This window comes from Nostoc sp. (assembly GCF_036919815.1).
In the GTDB taxonomy this organism is placed as follows: Bacteria; Cyanobacteriota; Cyanobacteriia; order Cyanobacteriales; family Nostocaceae; genus Nostoc.
Genome location: NZ_JBALCE010000044.1, coordinates 32,196 through 53,008 on the forward strand (window position 1 = coordinate 32,196; position 20,813 = coordinate 53,008).

At 42.0% G+C, this 20,813-nt stretch carries 16 protein-coding genes; 5 read left to right on the forward strand and 11 right to left on the reverse strand.

Translation table 11 applies throughout. The features are described 5' to 3' along the window. Positions 1-108: 108 nt before the first annotated feature. The 3 genes from V7K15_RS11560 to gatB form a co-directional block, all read right to left on the reverse strand. Positions 109-1,434: a DUF58 domain-containing protein gene (locus V7K15_RS11560; RefSeq protein WP_334905643.1), complete on the reverse strand. Its 1,326-nt coding sequence runs from the start codon at positions 1,432-1,434 to the stop codon at positions 109-111. Between the two features lie 280 nt (positions 1,435-1,714). Beyond that, complete coding sequence (argJ, locus tag V7K15_RS11565; protein ID WP_334905644.1) at positions 1,715-2,956, reverse strand: bifunctional ornithine acetyltransferase/N-acetylglutamate synthase; 1,242 nt, start codon at positions 2,954-2,956, stop codon at positions 1,715-1,717. 681 nt (positions 2,957-3,637) lie between these two features. Next, on the reverse strand, positions 3,638-5,113 hold the full coding sequence (gene gatB / locus V7K15_RS11570; RefSeq protein WP_334905675.1) for an Asp-tRNA(Asn)/Glu-tRNA(Gln) amidotransferase subunit GatB: 1,476 nt from the start codon (positions 5,111-5,113) through the stop codon (positions 3,638-3,640). Positions 5,114-5,242: 129 nt separating this feature from the next. Between gatB and V7K15_RS11575 the strand changes: the two genes are divergently transcribed. The 3 genes from V7K15_RS11575 to V7K15_RS11585 are packed head-to-tail and all read left to right on the forward strand — an operon-like array spanning position 5,243 to position 6,598. Beyond that, positions 5,243-5,752, forward strand: a complete 510-nt coding sequence (locus tag V7K15_RS11575; protein WP_334905645.1) for a DNA topology modulation protein — start codon at positions 5,243-5,245, stop codon at positions 5,750-5,752. 7 nt (positions 5,753-5,759) lie between these two features. Then, positions 5,760-6,092, forward strand: a complete 333-nt coding sequence (locus V7K15_RS11580; protein ID WP_334905646.1) for a hypothetical protein — start codon at positions 5,760-5,762, stop codon at positions 6,090-6,092. Continuing rightward, complete coding sequence (locus V7K15_RS11585; protein WP_334905647.1) at positions 6,089-6,598, forward strand: PIN domain-containing protein; 510 nt, start codon at positions 6,089-6,091, stop codon at positions 6,596-6,598. The genes V7K15_RS11580 and V7K15_RS11585 overlap by 4 nt, the downstream gene beginning before the upstream one ends. Before the next feature lie 352 nt (positions 6,599-6,950). Here V7K15_RS11585 and V7K15_RS11590 read toward each other — a convergent pair whose 3' ends face one another. Then, positions 6,951-7,961: a cyanophycin synthetase gene (locus V7K15_RS11590; RefSeq protein WP_334905648.1), complete on the reverse strand. Its 1,011-nt coding sequence runs from the start codon at positions 7,959-7,961 to the stop codon at positions 6,951-6,953. A 156-nt stretch (positions 7,962-8,117) separates the two neighbouring features. Next, positions 8,118-8,291: a hypothetical protein gene (locus V7K15_RS11595; RefSeq protein WP_334905649.1), complete on the reverse strand. Its 174-nt coding sequence runs from the start codon at positions 8,289-8,291 to the stop codon at positions 8,118-8,120. A gap of 340 nt (positions 8,292-8,631) precedes the next feature. Here V7K15_RS11595 and V7K15_RS11600 point away from each other — a divergent pair, with 340 nt between their 5' ends. Continuing rightward, on the forward strand, positions 8,632-8,868 hold the full coding sequence (locus V7K15_RS11600; protein WP_292799065.1) for a hypothetical protein: 237 nt from the start codon (positions 8,632-8,634) through the stop codon (positions 8,866-8,868). Between the two features lie 222 nt (positions 8,869-9,090). On the opposite strand, the gene lnt is transcribed toward V7K15_RS11600, so the two are convergent. After that, positions 9,091-10,749 carry an apolipoprotein N-acyltransferase gene (lnt, locus tag V7K15_RS11605; RefSeq protein WP_334905650.1) on the reverse strand — a complete coding sequence of 553 codons (1,659 nt, stop codon included), beginning with the start codon at positions 10,747-10,749 and terminating at the stop codon, positions 9,091-9,093. Further along, the gene (gene gyrA, locus V7K15_RS11610) at positions 10,730-13,372 is read right to left on the reverse strand and encodes a DNA topoisomerase (ATP-hydrolyzing) subunit A (protein ID WP_334905651.1); all 2,643 of its coding nucleotides are present in this window, start codon (positions 13,370-13,372) and stop codon (positions 10,730-10,732) included. The genes lnt and gyrA overlap by 20 nt, the downstream gene beginning before the upstream one ends. A 740-nt stretch (positions 13,373-14,112) precedes the next feature. Here gyrA and trmB point away from each other — a divergent pair. Further along, complete coding sequence (gene trmB / locus V7K15_RS11615) at positions 14,113-14,760, forward strand: tRNA (guanosine(46)-N7)-methyltransferase TrmB (protein WP_334905652.1); 648 nt, start codon at positions 14,113-14,115, stop codon at positions 14,758-14,760. Between the two features lie 65 nt (positions 14,761-14,825). On the opposite strand, the gene V7K15_RS11620 is transcribed toward trmB, so the two are convergent. The 4 genes from V7K15_RS11620 to V7K15_RS11635 all read right to left on the reverse strand — a co-directional run bounded on the left by V7K15_RS11620 (position 14,826) and on the right by V7K15_RS11635 (position 20,578). Then, entirely contained in the window at positions 14,826-16,001 is a 1,176-nt protein-coding gene (locus V7K15_RS11620; RefSeq protein ID WP_334905653.1) for a hybrid sensor histidine kinase/response regulator, read from the reverse strand. Positions 16,002-16,013: 12 nt separating this feature from the next. After that, positions 16,014-16,430, reverse strand: a complete 417-nt coding sequence (locus tag V7K15_RS11625) for a response regulator (protein WP_334905654.1) — start codon at positions 16,428-16,430, stop codon at positions 16,014-16,016. Beyond that, positions 16,405-18,705, reverse strand: coding sequence for an ATP-binding protein (locus V7K15_RS11630; protein WP_442949667.1), 2,301 nt, complete (start codon positions 18,703-18,705; stop codon positions 16,405-16,407). The genes V7K15_RS11625 and V7K15_RS11630 overlap by 26 nt, the downstream gene beginning before the upstream one ends. Positions 18,706-19,090: 385 nt before the next feature. After that, the gene (locus tag V7K15_RS11635; protein WP_334905655.1) at positions 19,091-20,578 is read right to left on the reverse strand and encodes a dolichyl-phosphate-mannose--protein mannosyltransferase; all 1,488 of its coding nucleotides are present in this window, start codon (positions 20,576-20,578) and stop codon (positions 19,091-19,093) included. Between the last annotated feature and the right edge of the window lie 235 nt (positions 20,579-20,813).

A 20,813-nucleotide genomic window follows, 5' to 3' on the forward strand; every position in this document is an offset into this window, starting at 1 on the left:
TCAGGTAAAATTTGCCCAATTATCTGCTGGTGTGTCACTAACCAAAAATAATTTTGTGGTTGTCTAATCTGAAATTAACGCGATGTGCAACTTATTCTTAGAACCCAGCTAAAGCTGATTTCGCGCTTTGAGTTGCAGATATCGCTCAACTAACTCATCGGCAATTTGATTTGCTGGTGCATCTAGTACCAATACACCTTTTTGTTTCAGATGGGCAAATGCTACTTGTCGTTGCATTAATAAATCGAGTGCCACTGCACGGGCATAAGCATCTGTAATATCATCTGTGAAGGTGTGTGCCAGACGATCAACTTGCGGATCTCGCAGAGTCACGCAAAATGGGAGATAGCGGGGTGCTAGTTTGGAGAGTGCGGTGAGGAGTTCTGTAGAAGCCGTGACATCAACTAAGTCGGTAATCACGACTACAAGCGCCCTGCGAGTTTGTCGCTGCAAAACATTTGTCACCGCCCCCAAATAATCAGATTCAAATAACACTGGTTGAATTGGAGTTAAGCGATCAATTAGCTGATTCAAATGATGTTGACCGCGTTCTGGGGGAATCCACGTATGCATCTGGCGGTCAAATACACCAACACCGACGCGATCGCCTCGATGTAACCCCGCCAAAGCTAAGGACAAAGTTGCATTCAAACCCCAGTCAAACCTCTGCAAACTCTGCACTTTTGCTGTCATCAACCGTCCCCGATCAAGCAAGATCAGTAATGTTTGTTCCTGTTCTGGTTCTAGAACCCGCACCAGTGGCATTGCATTACCATAAGCCCCAACCCGACGCGCGGTAGCTTTCCAATCAATAAACCGCAAATCGTCACCAGTGCGATAGTTCCGCAGTTCGGCAAACTCTGTACCAATACCAGTTTTGCGAGATTGGCGCATTGATCCTGATGATTGCAATGTCAAACGAATTGTGAGCGATCGCAACCCCACTAAATCAGGATAAACTTTCACTGGCACACTTTGGGGAATTTGCCAATCATCCCAAGCTAATCCCCAAAGTCCCAACTGTCGGACTTGAATATTTCCCCAAGGAAACTCTCCCCTCTGTGTCGGCTTGACGGTATACGTCAATTCCTGGGTGCTGTTATTGGGAATAATAGCATGGAGTGCGGGTGTAGATACGCCAAATCCTATTGGGTAGTAATCGCAGATTTCAATTAGGGCGTTGGCATTTGGCAATGTCACCTTCAGCACCACCGGATTATCCCGCCCAATTGATAATCGTGACGGTAATTCGCGGATAATTTGCACACGAGAACGCCGCACCCGCAAACCATCTACAACCATCAATCCGAGAACGATCGCATCAAATAGCAAAGTGATAGCGATCGTTGCTCTAATGCTGAGAAAAAGGCATAGAATCGGGGCGATTGCTATACCCAAAACCAACAATAAATAAACTCGTCTGGAAGGAACCATTTTTTAGAGTCACAAGTTAGGAGAATGACGATTAGTTTAACCTACGTCATCATGGGCAAAGCGGTTAAAGAGGAAATCTAGGGCATAGTTACGCAGTTGGTAGTATTGCGGATCTCCCTCGTGTAAGGATTTTATTGAGTGGTTACTTGGCGATTTGAAAAGTGAGTCAAGCAACCACTTAACTAAAAAAACAAGGGGTTCAGCGCCGAAAAATTTGGAAGTCCCTTATACCTCTAAACGAGATTTTAATGTCTCAACCTAGGAAACAGTTGTGAGTACTTTATGTAGTATATTCGGCGTTAATCCTCACGTAGTCGTAACTCAAATCACAACCCCAAGCTTTACCTGAACCATAACCATTGCCAACGTTAACAGAAATTAACACCGTATCCTCTTGGAGATAAGCACCCCCTGCTGCTTTTTTCAAATAAGTACTCGCTGCTGCACGGTCAAATTGCAGAGGTTGCCCATTTTCTAACATTAAAAAATCCCCTAGCTTAATTTGCAGGTTTTCTTGCTCAAAAGGAATACCTGCACGTCCGGCGGCGGCGGCGATGCGTCCCCAGTTGGGATCACGTCCAAAGATTGCAGATTTAACTAAGGATGAACCAGCAATGGTTTTGGCTATTTGCCTAGCTGAGAGTTCATCGTGGGCGCCTGTCACTTCCACTTCGATTAGACAGGTTGCGCCTTCACCATCACGAGCGATCGCTTTGGCTAAATGCTGACAAACTGCTGTTAACATCGCTTCTAATTTCTCTGCTTCTGCGCCCAATTCTATAATTGCTGGGGTACGAGATTGACCATTTGCCAAGGCAATTAAGCTGTCGTTGGTGCTAGTATCACCATCCACGGTGATGGAATTAAAGCTTCTATCAGCTGCCCTTGCTAACATCTGCTGCCAAAGATGAGGCGAAACCACAGCATCACAAGTCACAAATGCCAGCATGGTTGCCATGTTGGGGTGAATCATACCGGAACCTTTGGCAATGCCGCCAATTCGTACCGGGCGGTCGCTTATAGTTGTCTCTAGGGCAATAGATTTTGTGACCAAATCTGTGGTGAGAATCGCTCCGGCGGCGGCATCTGAGCCTGTTTCGGAGAGTGCTGCTACTACCTTGGGAATCCCGCTTCGCAAAGCATCCATCTTAATTCTTTGACCAATCACGCCAGTTGAAGCCAATAACACAGATTCAGACGAGATGTTCAATGCTTGGGCTATTGCCATAGCTGATTCTAGGGTATCAAGGTAGCCTTGAGTTCCTGTAGCGGCATTTGCTTGTCCGGCGTTGCAGAGGATGGCACGAGCGCTATGTTTAGCTTGCAAGCGTTGGCGACAATATTCTACACAGGCGGCTTTAACTTGGCTCGTGGTAAATACACCAGCTGCGATCGCTTCCACCTCTGAGAATATCAAAGCTAAATCTGGCAAAAGAGAAGGTTTCAACCCGGCGGTAACTCCCGCCGCCTGATACCCCCTTGGTGCTGTGATGCCACCTGTTATTTTGTGCCAATCTGCCATTATTCTTCCTTATAACTATCAGGTTGGATAGGTCAATTTGTGCTTTGGAAAAGTGCTGAGTTTAGGAGTTAGGAGAGACGCGATTAATCGCGTCTGTTAGGAGAGACGCGATTAATCGCGTCTGTACAGCAGTTTCCCCCTACTTCCCCTGCTGCCCAGTCCCTTTTGTTGTGAGTTTATTTGCTGATGGTAATAATAATGCACCAGTTGGCGATTGGCATAATTGTTTTTACCTTTCTTATGACGAAAGACAAAAGCAAAAAAGGAGAGCCACTTGGGTCGATCTCCAGATCATTAGGGTGCATTTACTTAATAGACTCTATCATTTGTAATCTAAGGGTTAATACTTAATTTTTTGAAATTATTTCTAATAACATTATGAATATATCCGTAAATGCCAGAGAAATAAAATAAAAAAGAGAGCCACTTAGGCAGCTCTCCAGATCATCAGGGTGCATCTACATACCACAGCATATCATTTTAGGTATGCGGGTTGTCACCAGCTTTTGTGTGAAGATTCTGTGAAGAACCACCGGGAAAATACTGACTTGGGGCATGGGGCACTTGTACTGAGCGAAGTCGAAGTATTGGGCATTGATTATTCTCCTTGTCTCCCTCATCTCCCTCATCTCCTCCTACCCTTCTGCACCCCTGACTCAGCAAAGTTGACTTAACAAACTACTAGGCGTCCAATTTTTTCTCCACCAATTCGTTAGTCAGCTTAGGATCAGCACGTTTGCCAGTCTTTTTCAGAACCTGTCCGACAAAGAAGCCTTTGAGGTTGGTGTTACCATTGCGATACTTTTCTAGTTCTTTAGGATTGGCGGCTATGACTTCATCAACTATGGGTTCTAGTACACTAGGATCGGTGATTAACTCTTGACCAGCAAAGGCTTTCTCAGGAGAAATACCACTGAGCAAATCTGGCAGCTTTTCTTTAGCTTGAGCATTACTAATTTTGCCTGTTTCAATGCGAGTGATGATATCTGCTAAATTGGTGGGAGTCAGCGCGATTTCAGTAATACTGAGTTTTTGCTTATTGAGGTGTGCTGCGATATCTTGAGTAATCCAGTTTGCAGCAGCTTTGGGATTTGCTCCAGATGCGATCGCAGTTTCAAAATATTCGGCGACTGGATGATCTTCTGTCAACACTCGCGCATCATAAGCCGAAAGCCCTAACTCGCTTTCATAATGATGGCGTTTTTGGGCTGGTAGTTCTGGTAATTCGCTGCGCCATTGCTCTAATTGGGCATTTGTCACCTCAATTGGTGCTAAATCTGGTTCGGGGAAGTAGCGGTAATCGCTAGAACCTTCCTTTACCCGCATACTACTTGTGCGTTGAGTGCCTTCTTCCCACAGACGAGTTTCTTGAATAATGCGATCGCCTGCTTCGATGGCGGCGATTTGGCGCTCAATTTCGTAGTCAATCGCCCGTTGGATGGCGTTGAACGAGTTCATGTTTTTAATTTCTACCTTGGTGCCAAACTGCTCTCGTCCCACCGGACGCACGGAAATGTTGACATCACAGCGCAGAGATCCTTCTTGCATATTCCCGTCACTCACGCCGAGATAGCGCACAATCCGGCGTAATTCTTCGGCATATTCAGCAGCTTCTAATCCCGAACGCAGGTCAGGTTCCGAGACAATTTCTACTAACGGGATACCTGCGCGATTGTAGTCTACCAGAGAATAGGTAGAACCGGAGAGGCGATCACTGCCTGCGTGTACCAATTTTCCCGCATCTTCTTCCATGTGCAGACGCGTAATGCCAATGCGTTTGCGAGTCGGATTACCCTCAGCATCTACCAACTCAATTTCTAACCAACCATGTTCTGCGATCGGTAGATCATATTGAGAAATTTGGTAATTTTTGGGTAAGTCAGGATAAAAATACTGTTTCCGGTCAAATTTGCTATATTTCGCAATTTGACAATTTAGTGCCAAACCAGCTTTTACGGCGTATTCTAATACTTTTTCATTGAGTACAGGTAAGACCCCAGGTAAACCCATACAAACCGGGTCAATGTTAGTATTGGGGTCAGCACCGAATGCCGTAGAGCTATTAGAGAAAATCTTGGTATTGGTACTCAGCTGACAATGGGTTTCTAGACCAATAATCGCTTCATACTCAGTTTTTACAGTTGTAGCAGTGGTCATAATATCAATATTTGGGCATAATCCTTGTAGTGGTACTATTGTAGCGGCGTATTGAGTTGCCCTGAAGACGGTTATTTGGGTGAGCAATGCTTACCCTCTTGAGCTTGAAAAGGGAGATGCAAATTTAAAGTGAAGAAAATCTTAATCATTGGTTCTGGGGGTGCTGGTAAATCTACCTTAGCCCGCGAACTGGGAGCCATCTTAGGCTTAGAAGTGATTCACTTGGATGCTTGGTACTGGAATCCTGGTTGGGTTGAGACTCCAAAAGCTGAATGGCAGAGCATAATTCAAGAACTAACCCTACGAGAATCTTGGATTATGGATGGTAACTATAGCAGTACTTTCGACGTTCGTTTGTCGGTTGCAGATACGGTAATTTTTTTGGATTTTCCCCGGATTTTATGTTTGTCACGAGTGATTAAACGTCGCTTCATGTATGCTGGACAATCTAGACCTGATATGGCATCAGATTGCCCTGAAAGATTGACTTGGGAATTTATTAAATATATCTGGTCATACGCAATTATTCGCCGTCCTGGAATTCTCGAAAAGCTTAGTCAACTAACACCAAATCAGCAAGTGATTATTCTCCGCAAACCAACAGAAGTCAGAGATTTTTTACAAAAGATTTATAATTAGATATTAAATGGACAAATTAGTTCAGGGAACAACTAAGATTATGATTGATGTCAAAACGGCAGTAAATGCTGCCTCTGAATACATAAAATCCCTACAAGACATGATGGGTTTTTCATTAACAGATTTGAGACTTGAAGAAGTTGAACTTTCTGATGATAAAACCTTCTGGTTGATTACTTTAGGGTTTGATATTTCTAAAAAACCTCCTAAAAGCCTATTTGAAGACTTAATTCCTACCTCTCTTGCTTCAAGTCCCGTGTTGTATGAACGAGAATATAAACTTTTTAAGGTAAATTCTCAAACTGGCGAAGTAGAAGCAATGAAAATTAGACAAGTATGAAAGATTTGATTGCTTCCCTTATTCGCCGTTATTGCCAAAAAGGAGTTTTAATTGATACAAATATCCTACTTCTCTTCTTGGTTGGGAGCGTCAATCAAGAACGAATAACTAAATTTAATCGAACCCAGCAATTTATACCAGAAGATTATAAGCTTCTGCTAGAATTTATTGCCCGCTTTCAAAAGCTTGTAACAACTCCGAATATTCTGACAGAAGTTAATAGCCTCGCAAATCAACTTGGTGAACCTGAACGTTCTCAGTGCTTTACAATATTTGCTCAATTTGTTAAAAACGTTGCTCTTTTGGATGAATACTATGTAAAGAGCTTAGATGCTGTTAATACTGAGAAATTTATCAAATTCGGACTTACTGATAGTGGAATCCTGACTTTATCTAAAGGGAAGTATCTTGTACTAACTGATGACTTTAAGTTAGCAAGTTATCTTCAGAGTGTAGAAGTTGACGTGATTAACTTTAATAATATTCGGATCTTTAACTGGAAGTAAAAATCTGATACACAACTACTAACTAAGTTGTTATGTTTCATATTAATGAATCAATAAAACTCTTTAATAATAAATTAAACTATTAACAAAAATTAGCACTCTCAGCTTGTTAGTGCTAACTTCTAGCTGAGGGTTAATGCCTATGATATAGACAAAAACTATACTTTTTCTAGATGCTTGAGTTACTTGTCAGATATTATCTTAGAAAATAACTAAACTTTTCCTGGAAGGAATTTACAACTGGGAGTACTAGGATGAAATATACTTTTGATATTGTCGGAGTATCTCCACTTTTACAATTTTTTAATCATCAACAGAGCGGAGTTACTCCTGCTTCGCTCTAGCGTCAAAATCAATGCTTTTCTCTGTTATTCTCGTTTTCAAGCGCTTTAAGAACTTTGAGATATAAATTTTCTACTCTTTTCATCTGAACTTCGCCAAATGAAGCATAGTGAGTTAAACTAGGAGCGCCATTTACTTCAAGAATCGTATAATCTACTATTGGTAATGTTATATCACTAGTAAGAAGATCCACACCTGCTAATCTCAATTCCATATCTTTTGTAATACTTACTGCTAATTTTTGAAAATCAGGATGAATATTTTCAGTGAAGTCTATTGCCTCGCCTCCAGTCGATAAATTTGCATTGTCTAAAAGATAGACTATATTATTCTTGGGTATAACACTATTGAAATTTAGCTTCCGTCTTCGCAGCTTTTTTTTGATTCTATAATCTTCAAAATCTATAATTTCTTTTCTACCATTTTTGATAAAAGTTTCCTGTTTCTGTTGCATAAGTTCTAAAACATTAGATTGGCCATCTCCCATTATAAATAGGGGAATTCTTTGATATGCCGAAACTACTTCATCATCAAGTACTACAATTCTATAGTCATTGCCATTATAGAATCGCTCAACAATAAATCCTGAGGTTTTTTGCAAGATTTTCTTGGCTACTTGATAGTATTCTTGCTTGTTGTAAACCTTTGTAACAAATATTCCTTGACTGAGATTAATCGGCTTGACAATTACGGGAAATCCCAACTCTTTAGCATAATAAAATCCTGCATCTATATCCCTGGAATTAGCTATTTCTTCGCATAATTCTTCACTAAAAAATGTTTTCCCTTCAGTAACCTTATAACCAAATTTATTCAGAAAAAAGCTCGAAACCCCTTTGTCTTTAGCTATTGCTACTGAACCAGAAGAATTAATACTAAACCTGCTAGTACGAAAAAAGGTTTTATTGCCGTTTTTAAACGTAATTAGTCCTACAAAGGTGCATTCTGGGTCTACTAAAACTACTGCTCCTATTTGTTCTGCTACTTTTTTAATTATTGATGTTACAAATGGTGTTTCCATTGTCATAACTATAAATATACCGGGGAATTTTAACTATTTTATAGCAGTTATTCAAGATATTTTAAATTAAACAATTGCACTATGTATTTTGCTCAAACCTATAGTATAGAGACAATAAAACTTCGTTTTTTAATATCTAAAGAAACTCTTAAGTTTTCAGGATTCTAAACTAACTATAAAAAATGTAAATCCCTGCAATATGGCTTTACCGTAGGCGTGTAGCCCGCCATAGGTCTTACCCTGAGCCTGTCGTTGGCGTAGCCTCTCGTAGAGAAGGGCATCGCACTCTAGAAAATTAAGAGTTTGTCCCCGCCAATTAATGCTACGCACGTTATGTAAATTGTTAATAGTAAGTTTTCAGACATTGATATTTAATTTTAGCACTGATACGGATTTCACTTATGTATGTAAAGACAAATCATACAAACAAAATAATTGCAAACTTCTGCTTGAGCATTGTTGTGTCCTGGAAACGATTGCAAATTAAGGCTTTTAGATTCATAGGCATTTGAAAGTTCCAACTCAGTTGGTCTAAAATATAGCGCTAAGTGTTGACAATCTAAAAATAATCGAATAACAAGGTGGCAGCAGCATAAAAAAAAGCGTTAGTGCATTCCTACCTAGAAAGTAATTAACGCCCTTCATGAAATTTCATACGGATAACATAATTATGCCAGAAAATACGGATAACAAAGCTTCCAAATCAGACAATCAGCCTATTGCCTATAAAGAACGCCTCAATTCTTGGGCGATCGCTCGTCTACTTCCTAATACACAACGAGAGATTGTTGCCCGCTTCCGCAGTCGTTCTGATGCCGATGGCTATATGCGGCACCTCCCTCAGGAAATACCAAATGCTTCCTACATGGTTGTTTTTGATTGTCAACGGGAAGAAGCTGCGATTTAAAGTACAAGTGTACGCAATACACCTCCTATGAAAATAAGGACTTAGGCGGGAGTTGAGGAGTATTTATTCAGACGCCAGTCAGGCTCAAATTCATGCTGAATTCTGACGACTTGTGATGAGGTTAAGGATCAACTTAGACTTTATCGAATAGTCCAAAGAAACCTCACCCTGGTTTTGCGTAGCAAAACCAGTCCCTCTCCTTAGTAAGGAGAAGGATGTCCGTTAGGACAGGGTGAGGTTTTTGTTTATTTTATTTGTACCCCAAAGTTGAATCACTAGCCAAGCTCCTCCAGAGAATACTAACAACAATGGTGTCAACCAATCACCCCAACGCACATATAGAGTCTTTGTCTGTCGCCGATAAATTGTTTCAGCATGAGTTTCATAGGTATTATATCCAGATATCCACAAGGTTCTGCCGTGAGGATCTATAAAGGCTGAATATCCGGTATTAGTTGCCCTTGCTGACCATCGATCAGTTTCAATAGCCCGCATGATATCCTGTGCATGATGCTGGAATGGCATGGATGCCGTGTAATGGGCATCGTTTGAAGAACTGAGGATAAATTGCCCACCCATAGTAGCTTGACGGCGAAATTGTTCAGGAAAAGCAGATTCATAACATATACTAGCGATCGCCCGACCAAAAGGAGTGTCAAATAGCTGATTTGCTGAACCGGGAACTTGGTGTGCATCCAAAGGCGACAAGCGCTGAACTATTCCACCTAAAATTCCTTCAAAAGGAATATATTCTCCCAGAGGTACTAGTTTGGCTTTATCGTAGCGGCTGACAATTTCACCTTTACTGTTGAAGGTAAACAAACTAATTGTATAACTATCTCCCCGTTCGCCAAAAGCCCCAATCCAAGCAACTACACCTTTTAGTTTCACGGCTGCAACTAAGGCAGTTCCCAGTAAATCACGCTGGAAAATAGGTAAGGCTCCTTCTGGGGTAAGGACTGCATCTACACCTTGATCTGCTAAAGTTATATACCCACTGGTATAGTTTTCTTGGGCGCGGCGAAACCCTTCCGAACTTCGTAAAAGTCGGTTCGGGATATTACCCTGAACAATCCCCACTTTCAAGGCTGTTTCTGGGGGTTGAGCGATCGGACGGCTATATAAGATAAAACCAATCAGGTGTAAGCTAATTAATAATCCTGCGGCGGCAGCTAAATATTTATTAACGAACCACAGAGGCGCAGAGAACACAGAGGAAATTCTCTCTGCGCCCTCTGCGTCTGGGCGGTTCATCCACGCTTCCGCAATTAAACCATTGACGGCTGCGATCGCTGCTGTCACAGTATTAGGCCCAGAGAGCTGGCCAAGGTGTAAAATCACCAGGTTATGTGGACTTTGTGTGTAAGCCAGAGAACTCCACCACAGAGGACCAGCACTCCATAGACTCTCTAAGCCGCACCATAAAGCTGTACCAATCAGTATACGTAACCAGGATTTTTGCCCACCCAGGCGAACCATCACACCCGCCCAAATAGCAACAAATATTCCTCCCAAGACACTGATAAATCCCCAACAAAAAAGGGTGATTGCCAAACTCGGCAACCACGGAACGCCCAACCAAGTCATCGGATGAATTCCCGTAATCCAAGATAGGGCGATACCGTGATAAGCGATACCCCAGAGGAAGCCATTTTGGATTTTGGTTCGCACCTTTGGTGCGCTTCCAGCGCAACTTGGATTTTGGATTGAATTAGAAGTAACAACTAAAACCCAGAGGGGAGCTAGAGCAATCCAAGCTAGGAACCATGCGCCGACAGGGGCAACGGTTAGCCCCATCCAAATCCCGCTAGCTAAGGCAATCAAGTAAGGGAGTGAGGAAGTTAACCTCTCCCCCTGCTTTTTACTCTGCTTCTTCTGCATCGACAGCATCAGGTGGAACTATTGCCACTCCGGTAATTGCATCGTCTTCATCTAAACGCTGCACTCTGACTCCAGTTGCCGATCGCGATTGGATAGAAATCGCATTCAAGGCTTGACGGATGATAATACCGCGATTTGTCACCATCATCATTTCATCGTCATCATCGTTCACAATGCGTAGGGTTGCCAACTTGTCTTTGTTTTTGCGGTTTTTGAACTTGGTTGCCATTAAACCCTGACCAGCACGATTTTGCAGGCGGAACTGGGCAACTGGTACGCGTTTACCATATCCTGCCATTGTAATTACTAATACCCAAGGGCCAATACTGCCGTTGCTAGGAACTTCTGGGGATTCTTCATTAATTTCGATAGTTTCGATAGTTTCGATAGTTTCGATATCTTCTGTTTCGAGTGCTTCGATTGTTTCGACTGCTTCGATATCTTCAATTTCGACTTCTATTTCTGTATCCAAAGTGGCAAGAATTGCTGCGGGGAGAATATCCATACCCACCAGTTCATCTTTATTTTTGAGTTTCATGGCTTTCACCCCACGAGTCGCCCTACTTAAAGGACGCAATTGTTCGTGGTTGCACCGGAAATGAATCGCCATTCCGTGACGAGAACCAATGATTACACTGTCCTCTGCTTTCGCACGCCGTACCCAACGAAGTTTGTCGCCTTCTTCTAAGGAAATCGCAATCAAGCCATTGGCGCGAATGTGACTAAACGCTGCCAATTCGGTTTTCTTGATATTGCCGCCTTTGGTGAGCATGACCAAATATTCTTCTTTGCTAAACTCGTCAACGGGTACAATCGAAGTGATTTTCTCCTCTTTGGGAATCGGTAGCATTTGAACAATTGGTGTGCCGCGACTGGTACGCGAACTCACTGGAATTTGATACGCTCTCAGGCAGTAAACAACACCACGCTGGCTAAAGAATAAAATACTGTCGTGATCGCAGCAAGTCAAGAAATGCTCAACAGTATCATCATCTTTTACTTTAGCTGCGGCTTTACCTCTAGTAGCACGGCTTTGCGCTTCAAAGGTGTTGACTGGCATCCGTTTGATGTAGCCTTGCTCTGTAACCAGAATTATTGCTTTTTCATTGGCAATCAGGTCACGGTCATCTAATTCCCCTTCCCCTGGTAAAATTACCGTGCGGCGAGGTGTGGCAAAACTAGTTTTTAGTTGCGCGACTTCGGTTTCAATGATTTCTAGCACTCTCTCCCGACGTGCCAAAATATCTTGCAAGTCGGTAATTTTGGTTTGCAATTCATCGTGTTCCAGACGAATTTTATCTGCTTCTAAGGCAGTCAACCGCCGCAATTGCATTTGTAAAATCGCATCTGCTTGCACTTCGGAGAGTCCGTAAGTTGTGATCAACTCGCCTTTAGCTGTGGGTGCATCTGGTGCATGGCGAATCAAGACAATAATCGGATCTAACTGGGACAGCGCAATTAATAACCCTTGCAAGAGATGGTCGCGTTCTTCGGCTTTCCGCAGTTCGTAGCGGGTGCGTCTGGCAATGGATTCGATCCGGAAATCCAAGAAGACGCTTAAGAACTGCTTGAGGGTGAGTACTTGAGGTTCGCTATTCACCAACGCCAGCATATTCGCCCCAAAGTTGGCTTGCAGTGGCGTTTGCTTGTAGAGGTTGTTCAGAACGACGCGCGGATAAGCATCACGCTTGAGTTCGATTACAATTCGCATCCCGTCGCGATCGCTTTCATCCCGGATATCTGCGATGCCCTCTAGACGCTTCTCGTTCACCATTTCGGCGATTTTTTCAATCAGCGCCGCTTTGTTGGTTTGATAGGGCAATTCGGTGATGATAATTGCTTCTCTATCTGGGCGTCCGCGCTGTTCAACGGTTTCAATGTTAGCTACACCACGCATGGTAATGGAACCCCGCCCGGTGGTGTAAGCTTCTCGAATCGCAGATGTGCCCAAAATCTGCGCCCCAGTCGGAAAGTCTGGGCCGTGGACATACTCCATTAATTCGAGATCGGTGATTTCTGGATTGTGGATTACAGCCACCAAAGCATCAATCAATTCGCCCAGATTATGGGGAGGAATGTTGGTGGCCATGCCCACGGCAATTCCTGAGGAACCGTTGAGCAATAACTGGGGAATCCGTGCCGGTAAGACTGTCGGTTCTTGTTGAGAACCGTCGAAGTTATCGGCAAAGTCTACAGTTTCCAATTCGATGTCGTGCAGTAAGCCAGCGCTAGTTAAAGCTTGCAAGCGGCATTCAGTGTATCGCATTGCGGCTGGCGGATCGTTGTCTACCGAACCAAAGTTACCATGCCCGTTAACTAAAGGCGATCGCATCGAAAAATCCTGTGCCATCCGCACCAAGGCATCATATACTGCCGTGTCGCCGTGGGGGTGATATTTACCCAACACTTCCCCGACCACACGGGCGCATTTCTTAAAGGGGCGATCGTGGAGCAGACCTAGCTCGTGCATTGCGTAGAGAATGCGACGATGCACAGGTTTTAGACCATCCCTGGCATCTGGCAACGCCCGACCCACTATCACGCTCATGGCGTATTCCAGATAAGACTGCGACATTTCGGTTCGCAAGTCTATCGGGATAATCCTCTCCTGTGAGGTTGTCATAACCTAAAAATCTCCCAAAATCGTAGATTTTAGCTTTTTTATTCAACAAAGCGCAAGATTATTCTAAATTGCTCTTGAATAATTGCCATAATTTGATACAATCCTAACATATATTATTGCTTTTTTTCCCTGGATAACTAACCCAAATATCTAGTTAAAAAGGGTATAATAAATCACAGTGTATAGCAGATTAACTAGTTAAACAGAGCAATGAACTACAAGTTTGCTAAGTGCAAATTTACCTAACTTGAAATATGACAGGATAAATTTAAAAGAACAATCTAAATTGGCTTTATAAGCTCTTACTTTTATAACCGTTATTTATTAGACTTGTGTCTAAAGAAGGTTTTAGCATCGAATGATGTGAAGGGCTGTGGTGTAGGTGAAATAACACCCCTGTTACATCAAAGCTGAAATAGAACAATATGAAAAATAGCTTGTCTTCTACTGGTTGTAATCTAATTTTTCTATCCTTACCTATAGAACGTTTTCGTGGCTTTTTTCGATGAGGCGATGCGCTTCTACAGGCTCAGGGTAAGACCTATGGTGGTCACTGACTTGTGCCGAGCGCAGTCGTACTCCTGGCGGAGGACAAGCTACGCGGAGCGTCTCGTAGAGAGGTAGCCTTGCCGTTGGCGTAGCCTCTCGTAGAGAAGTGCGGCAAGCTACGCTTCCTGATTAAGTATAATTTGAAAGGTTTGTGACACTACAGAATATTTTCACGTAAAGGAGAGCAAATTTTGGCAACAGTCCGAGTCCGCCAGCATGTTAATCCATTTAATAAAAAGTATCAAACACCAGCAAGTCCCCTTGACTGGGAAAACATTTATGCAAAGCCAAATCAACCACTACATTTAGATATTGGCTGTGCTAAAGGACAGTTTTTGGCGAATATGGCCCAGATAGAATCCAACTGGAATTATCTCGGCTTAGAAATTCGGGAACCTTTGGTGGTGGCAGCGAATAAATTACGTTCTGAGTTGGCTTTAACAAACCTGCACTACTTATTTTGCAATGTGAATAACTCACTCGACTCACTTTTATCTGCACTCCCTCCAAGAAGTTTACAACGCGTGACAATTCAATTCCCTGATCCTTGGTTTAAAACCCGCCATGCTAAACGTCGTGTAGTCCAACCAGAACTAGTGACAGAATTAGCTAATTATCTGGCGGTTGGTTGCGTTGTATTTCTGCAATCAGATATGGAATTTGTCGCCGTGGAAATGCGCGATCGCTTTGCTGAAAATCCAGCTTTTGAGAAAATTGGTACAGAAGAATGGTTGGCTGAAAATCCCCTACCAGTCCCTACAGAACGAGAAATAAGTACGCAAAAAAAAGGTGAACCTGTTTATCGAGCTTTGTTTGAAAGGGTGAGAAATACTGACTAGAGATGTTAGGAAATAAAGTTTATAAATTCCGAATAATCATCAATAAATTTTCTGAAAATGCTTGGTCAAAAACTATTTTCTATTCTGATTAAAGGCAGGGTGACAGTAAATGTCGTGCCTATTCCAACTTGACTATTAACTAGAATTTCGCCTCCGTGTGCTTCCACACACTTTTTAGCGATCGCTAGCCCCAAACCAGTACCAGGAATGCGTCCCACATTGTCTGCACGTTGGAAAGGCTGAAACAGTCGCTTTTGGTCTTCTTGAGGAATGCCAATTCCCCAATCTTGAATTTGGAAAATTACTGTTTTTTCCTGACCAATTAGTTCAAAGCGCACTCTGCCACCCGATAGTGAATACTTAATAGCATTACTAAGTAAATTGCTCAAAATGTGCCGCAGCAAACTTTTATCCCATAGTGCTTCGCCTAATTCCCCAAAACTAGCGAATACCAAAGTCACATTTTTCTCCTCTGCCATTAATCGAACTTCTTCGACGAGTTGGCGGCAAAAAGCTTCTAAATCTAAGCAGAGGAGTTCACACCCCAGTTTAGCAGAATCAGCTTGACCGATGAATGAAACTTCATCTAATAGCTGCGCCATGTTTTTAATTGCCGAGCGAATCATTTGCAAATGATTCAGTTTTTTCTCTTTAGTCAATTTTTCGTCGTAGTTTTGTAGCAATCCAGCAGCCAAGAGAATAATATTTAGGGGATTGCGGATGTCATGGGAGAGCATTGAGACAAATTCAGATTTGAACTGGCTAACTTCATTGGCTTTCACAAGTTCAGCAGTTCGTTCTTCAACCTGGATTTCTAGCGTTTCATTGACCGTGCGTAATGATTCTAAAAGTTGCTTGCGCTCGATCGCATAACGCAGGGAGCGAACCAACACATCTGGATTTATCTGGCGCTTCATTAGATAATCTTGTGCCCCCTGCCGCACTGCCTCAATTGCCAGTTGTTCGTCATTTGTATTGGTTAGGACAACAATCGGTATGTTTGGGGCTTGACCCATCAGCGGAGGCAGAGATAACAATCCTTCGCTGTCAGGTAGAGTTAAATCTAACAAAATAACATCATAATTACACTGAGTCAGTTCCTGAAGTGCTTCCCCCAATCGCTTCACATGAACCAGAGTAAACTCTTGGGATTGGACTTCCATCATAAACTCTTCTAACAACCTAGCATAAGGTAGGTTATCCTCAATTAACAAGATTTTTACTGAGTAGCTCACAACCATAATTTTCGGGTTTTACTCCAATGGTAGCGTCACAGTACAAAGCCAAAATTCTTCAATACTCTTGACGATTTGGAATAGCTGGTTAAGGTTGCGGGATTTAGTGATATAGCAATTCACATGCAAGTTGTAACAGTCAAAAATGTCATCCTCATTTTTTGAGGTTGTTAACACAACGACTGGAATACGTTTTAGTACTGGGTCAGTTTTAATTTCTGCTAGCACTTCTCTACCATCTTTCTTGGGCAAATTTAAATCTAGGAGGATGAGGTCAGGGCGCGGTACATTAGCATATTCGCCTTCTTGACGTAAATAAGCCATAGCATCTATGCCATCCCTGGAACTGACCACCTCGTATGGCACCGAACTATTTTTAAACGCTTCTTCAATTAAGCGAATGTCGGCTTTATTGTCCTCGATCAAAAAGATCATTTTGTGTTTTTCTCCCCTTTCTCCGCTCAAGTTCACGTCCTCCAACTGGAATCGTAAAGTAGAAGGTTGCGCCTTCACCCAGTTTTGATTCTATCCAGATCCGCCCTCGGTGGCATTCGATAATCTTCTTACATATTGCTAAACCCATACCTGTACCGATATATTCATCCCGTGTATGTAGGCGCTGAAAGATCAAGAAAATGCGATCGCTAAATTGTGGGTCAATGCCAATACCATTATCCCGAACTGAGAATAGCCATGCATCTTCTATCCTTTCTGCTCCCACATGGATTTGTGGGGGCTGGTCACTGTGGAATTTAAGGGCGTTACCGATGAGGTTTTGGAATAGCTGCATCAGTTGGGTGCTGTCAGCCATCACGGTTGGTAAGGGATCGTGGGTGATCGTCGCCCCAGTTTCCTTAATACGTTGACGTAAATTGCCCAGCCCCCGATCTAAAGCTGTTTTTACCTCAGTCATTTGAAATGCGATCGCCTGCATATCCACTTTCGAGTATGCCAGCACGTCATCAATCAAAGTCTGCATCAGGGTAACTCCCTCTACAGCATAGCTGATAAACTCGCGGGCTTCTTCGTCGAGTTGTTCGCCATAGCGCATCTGCAACAGCTGCACGTAATTCACAACTTGATTAAGAGGTTCTTGCAAGTCATGGGAAGCGACATAGGCAAACTTTTTCAGGTCTGCGTTAGAACGTTCTAAATCCTGCGCTAACTGGGCAAGTTCATCGGCTTGACGCAGCACAATATTCACAATTGCTTTCCGCAGTTCCAATGCTGCTTTAACTTCTATATCTTTCCAAGGTAAAGATGTTAAGTGGACGGTTTCTTTCCATAGTTCAAATGATTTGCGTGGACATAAATGGATATTTCCTTCTGACTGGCTAACTTCAAACGCCTGATTAGGATCGCCACCCCAATTTACAGTTTGAATTACTTCTGGCCGAAACCACAAAACATAATTCCGCTTGGCGATGGGAATAGCTAATAAACCGCTAGCGACGTTTTTAAAACTTTCGGCATCTGGATAAATCTGCGGCAAAGAATCTGTATAAAATACTTCTTCCTCAACGTTATTCTTGAGCCATTGGACTAAATAATTCAGGTCTTCTTCTTTTGGCGTTTCACCAACTACCCGACAATTTCCTCCAAAACACACGGCTGCACCTTGAGCGCTAGCCAAATCTAGAAGATTTTGTGCGTTTTTAACTAAACCATCAATAAAGTTTTCCTCTTGAGACATATATTCAATCAGTCTGGATTGAATATATGTCAAATTTATCCGGCGATCGTGGTCTTCTGTCTCTTCTCTCGCTGAGATTTCGGTAAATATTAATCGCCCCAAAAATTCGCAAGCTTTACGCAATTCGTAGGAAATATATTTAGGAGACTGATGATGGCAAGCAATTAGCCCCCAGAGTTTTTGGTCTTTAATTAAAGAGATCGTAAGTGATGCAGCAACACCCATATTATGCAAGTACTCTATATGACAGGGAGCAGCACTTCTGAGTATAGAGTTGGTTAAATCAATTGGGCGATCGCTAATTGGATTATTCACAGGAAAAACTTTTACTGGCTCAGAAGAAGAATCCGGTATGATTCTGATCGAATTGCTAGCAAATAATTTTCTGGCTGGTTCGGGAATATCTGATGCTGGGTAATGCAGTCCAAAGTATGGTTCTAGGCTTTCTAGTTTTTCTTCAGCGACAACAGAACCATGTTCATCATCATCAAATTTATATAGCATTACCCTGTCAAATTCCGTTATTTTCTGAATTTCTTGAACGATAATTTGACAAAAATCACGGAAGTTTGATACTTTTTCTAGCTGATTTATGGAGGCTCTAGCTAGATGATAAAACTTTAAAAATGGAATATTTTCCTGAGTAATAGCAGGTTCTAATTCCATAATTAAAAATTTCTCTTGATTGCGGTGAAATACTGCATCAAATACTATGTAATCATCACCTTTTTTGTGCACCCAAACTTTGGTGGAATTGATGAAATCAAGATTTGTCCCGGATAGCCCTGTTTTAATTATCTGTATTTGGAATGGGTCAAGTAAATCTTCTAGTTTTTTTTGCAACACATTTTCGAGAGTGATTCCGAAAATATTTAATGTATTAGTGCTAACTTGTAATATTTTTAGCTCCGGCTCCTCCAAGACTAACAGGACACCATGAGGCTGAATTTGACTAGAAAGATGAATCGATGCCTCGTTCAGGCTGATTAAATTAATATCTGGCAATTCTAAGTTCATTTTGATGACGATCCTCCTCTATTATTCGGGAGCATCAAAACTAAGTATTTATAATAACAGAGAATGATAAATGTTAAAAATTTTATAAGTTCTCATTCATTATTTTTACTTAGTATCTAATTCACTATGCCCTAGTGTTGCGTTTTGCAGCCTTACTTTCGTCTGCTTGCGCTTTTAACAGTTTAACAGTAAATAAAGCTACATAGTAATAAGAAATGTGAAACCGATGAAATTAAACAAATCTGTATATATTTATGTTAAGTTTAGAAATTAGTTAGGAGTTTGCACAGACGCGATTAATCGCGTCTGTACTTTGGGGAGACGCGATTAATCGCGTCTGTACAGGGGTTAGGAGTTATTATTATTCCCATGCCCCTTATTTAATCTAAATCCAAGAGTTAAACCACATTCGCAGCTTATAACCGTTAGGGGAGAGGGGTAAACCCAAATAAATGGGCATCCAGAAGATAAAAGCAGCCAGAATGATAAAAGTAATGGTGACACCTACTGCCCGGAGTTGTTGATAATAACTGCGAAGACACTGATCAACAAACCAAGCGATCGCTAAAAATACAAACACCACTGCACACAGATAATGGTAGATAAAAGCGCACCTCGTCACCTCTACCCAAGGTAATAAGTTAGCAACATAATTGATAACTAAATACAAGGCAATCCAAGTATCAACACTAAGAGTGGCTCTTCCAGAAAAACGCTTTTCCTTCACCCAAAAAATCACTACTTGTGACACCAGCATTCCTACTAAGAACAACATTGCCGCAATACCAAACCACCATAAAAATGGATTACCCATTGCATGGACATCATAAATAACTTTTCCAGCACCAGCAGGCAAAGGCGGCCCCATCACAGGTAACGGTTCGGTGATACTTTCAGCCGTTTGATAATAATATGCCATTGGTCGAGTCATCAAAGGCCATTTATACCAGGCAGCACAATAAGGATGCACATTAGGACTATTGCCACCTAGCTGCAAGTGAAATTTCAAAATTTGCTGATGTACTGCAATAAATCCATACCTTTTATCTAGTTGAAGGTGAGGAATCCAGATGATACTGTAGATAAAAGCTGGGATAATTCCTAGATAAAATAACATCTGGAAAACGTTGATCTGAGTTAGGTTTTGTAGCGGTGTCTGAGATGAGGGAGAATAAGTACTAACTTCTGCCTCCTTCAATGAGGGGGATGTAAAAAATAGTTTTGGATTAGGAAAAGAATCGATCAAATGAATTACCCAAGCTGTTATCCAAATCAGATAAGCACCTGACAGGAACCATAAACCATTCCACTTAGTACCGACTGATGCACCAAAAGTAATGCCAGCAAAAACTAACCAAAAACAACGCCGCCGATTTTGGTTATCTAATGCCAATAATAAAAACCAGTGTCCTAACAAACCAAAGATGACGATATAAATATTACTTAAAGCATAGCGAGATTCAACTAGAAAAATGCCATCACAAGCTGTGAACAAACCTGCAAGCAGTGCAAAGCTACGGCGATAACTCAATTGATAAGCGATCGCAGCCACAACTAAAGGGATAAATGAGCCGGTGAGGGCATTTAACCACCGATAAGTCCAAGGCGATCGCAATGAACCTGTCAACCCATTGACCGTATCGTGCCAAAAAGGAATGTGACTACCAATCCAAATGCCGATACCAATAATATATTGACTTAGCGGCGGATGAGCATTAAAAAATGGCGTATGCGTGAGATAATTATTACCGAATTTAGCAAAGTAAACTTCATCAAATACCAGAGTGTTGAATCGCTCCAATCCCCAAAACCGTAAGGCAAGTGAGAGAAGAAATACACACACTATCCCAATTTGAAACCACTTTTTAGTCATTTGTCATTTGTCATTGGGCATTGGTCATTGGTCATTGGGCACTTGTACTGAGCGTTCGCGTAGCGTCTCATAGAGAAGTCGTTGGCACAGCCTCTCGTAGAGAAGTATTGGGCATTGGGCATTGATTAATAATGGGAGCATCTCAATGAGTGTAAAAAGCCTTGTAAAACCTTACCCCAACCCTCTCCTTGGTAAGGAGAGGGAGCAAGAATCTTGTTTTTTATCTGGTATATTT

What these genes read in the sequence shown, in the direction of transcription:
- V7K15_RS11560 (WP_334905643.1), bottom strand. Translation starts at nt 1,434, where the DNA reads ATGGTTCCTTCCAGACGAGTTTATTTATTGTTGGTTTTGGGTATAGCA.
- argJ (WP_334905644.1), bottom strand. Translation starts at nt 2,956, where the DNA reads ATGGCAGATTGGCACAAAATAACAGGTGGCATCACAGCACCAAGGGGG.
- gatB (WP_334905675.1), bottom strand. Translation starts at nt 5,113, where the DNA reads ATGACCACTGCTACAACTGTAAAAACTGAGTATGAAGCGATTATTGGT.
- V7K15_RS11580 (WP_334905646.1), top strand. Translation starts at nt 5,760, where the DNA reads ATGGACAAATTAGTTCAGGGAACAACTAAGATTATGATTGATGTCAAA.
- V7K15_RS11585 (WP_334905647.1), top strand. Translation starts at nt 6,089, where the DNA reads ATGAAAGATTTGATTGCTTCCCTTATTCGCCGTTATTGCCAAAAAGGA.
- V7K15_RS11590 (WP_334905648.1), bottom strand. Translation starts at nt 7,961, where the DNA reads ATGGAAACACCATTTGTAACATCAATAATTAAAAAAGTAGCAGAACAA.
- V7K15_RS11600 (WP_292799065.1), top strand. Translation starts at nt 8,632, where the DNA reads ATGCCAGAAAATACGGATAACAAAGCTTCCAAATCAGACAATCAGCCT.
- lnt (WP_334905650.1), bottom strand. Translation starts at nt 10,749, where the DNA reads ATGCAGAAGAAGCAGAGTAAAAAGCAGGGGGAGAGGTTAACTTCCTCA.
- gyrA (WP_334905651.1), bottom strand. Translation starts at nt 13,372, where the DNA reads ATGACAACCTCACAGGAGAGGATTATCCCGATAGACTTGCGAACCGAA.
- V7K15_RS11620 (WP_334905653.1), bottom strand. Translation starts at nt 16,001, where the DNA reads ATGGTTGTGAGCTACTCAGTAAAAATCTTGTTAATTGAGGATAACCTA.
- V7K15_RS11625 (WP_334905654.1), bottom strand. Translation starts at nt 16,430, where the DNA reads ATGATCTTTTTGATCGAGGACAATAAAGCCGACATTCGCTTAATTGAA.
- V7K15_RS11630 (WP_442949667.1), bottom strand. Translation starts at nt 18,705, where the DNA reads ATGAACTTAGAATTGCCAGATATTAATTTAATCAGCCTGAACGAGGCA.
- V7K15_RS11635 (WP_334905655.1), bottom strand. Translation starts at nt 20,578, where the DNA reads ATGACTAAAAAGTGGTTTCAAATTGGGATAGTGTGTGTATTTCTTCTC.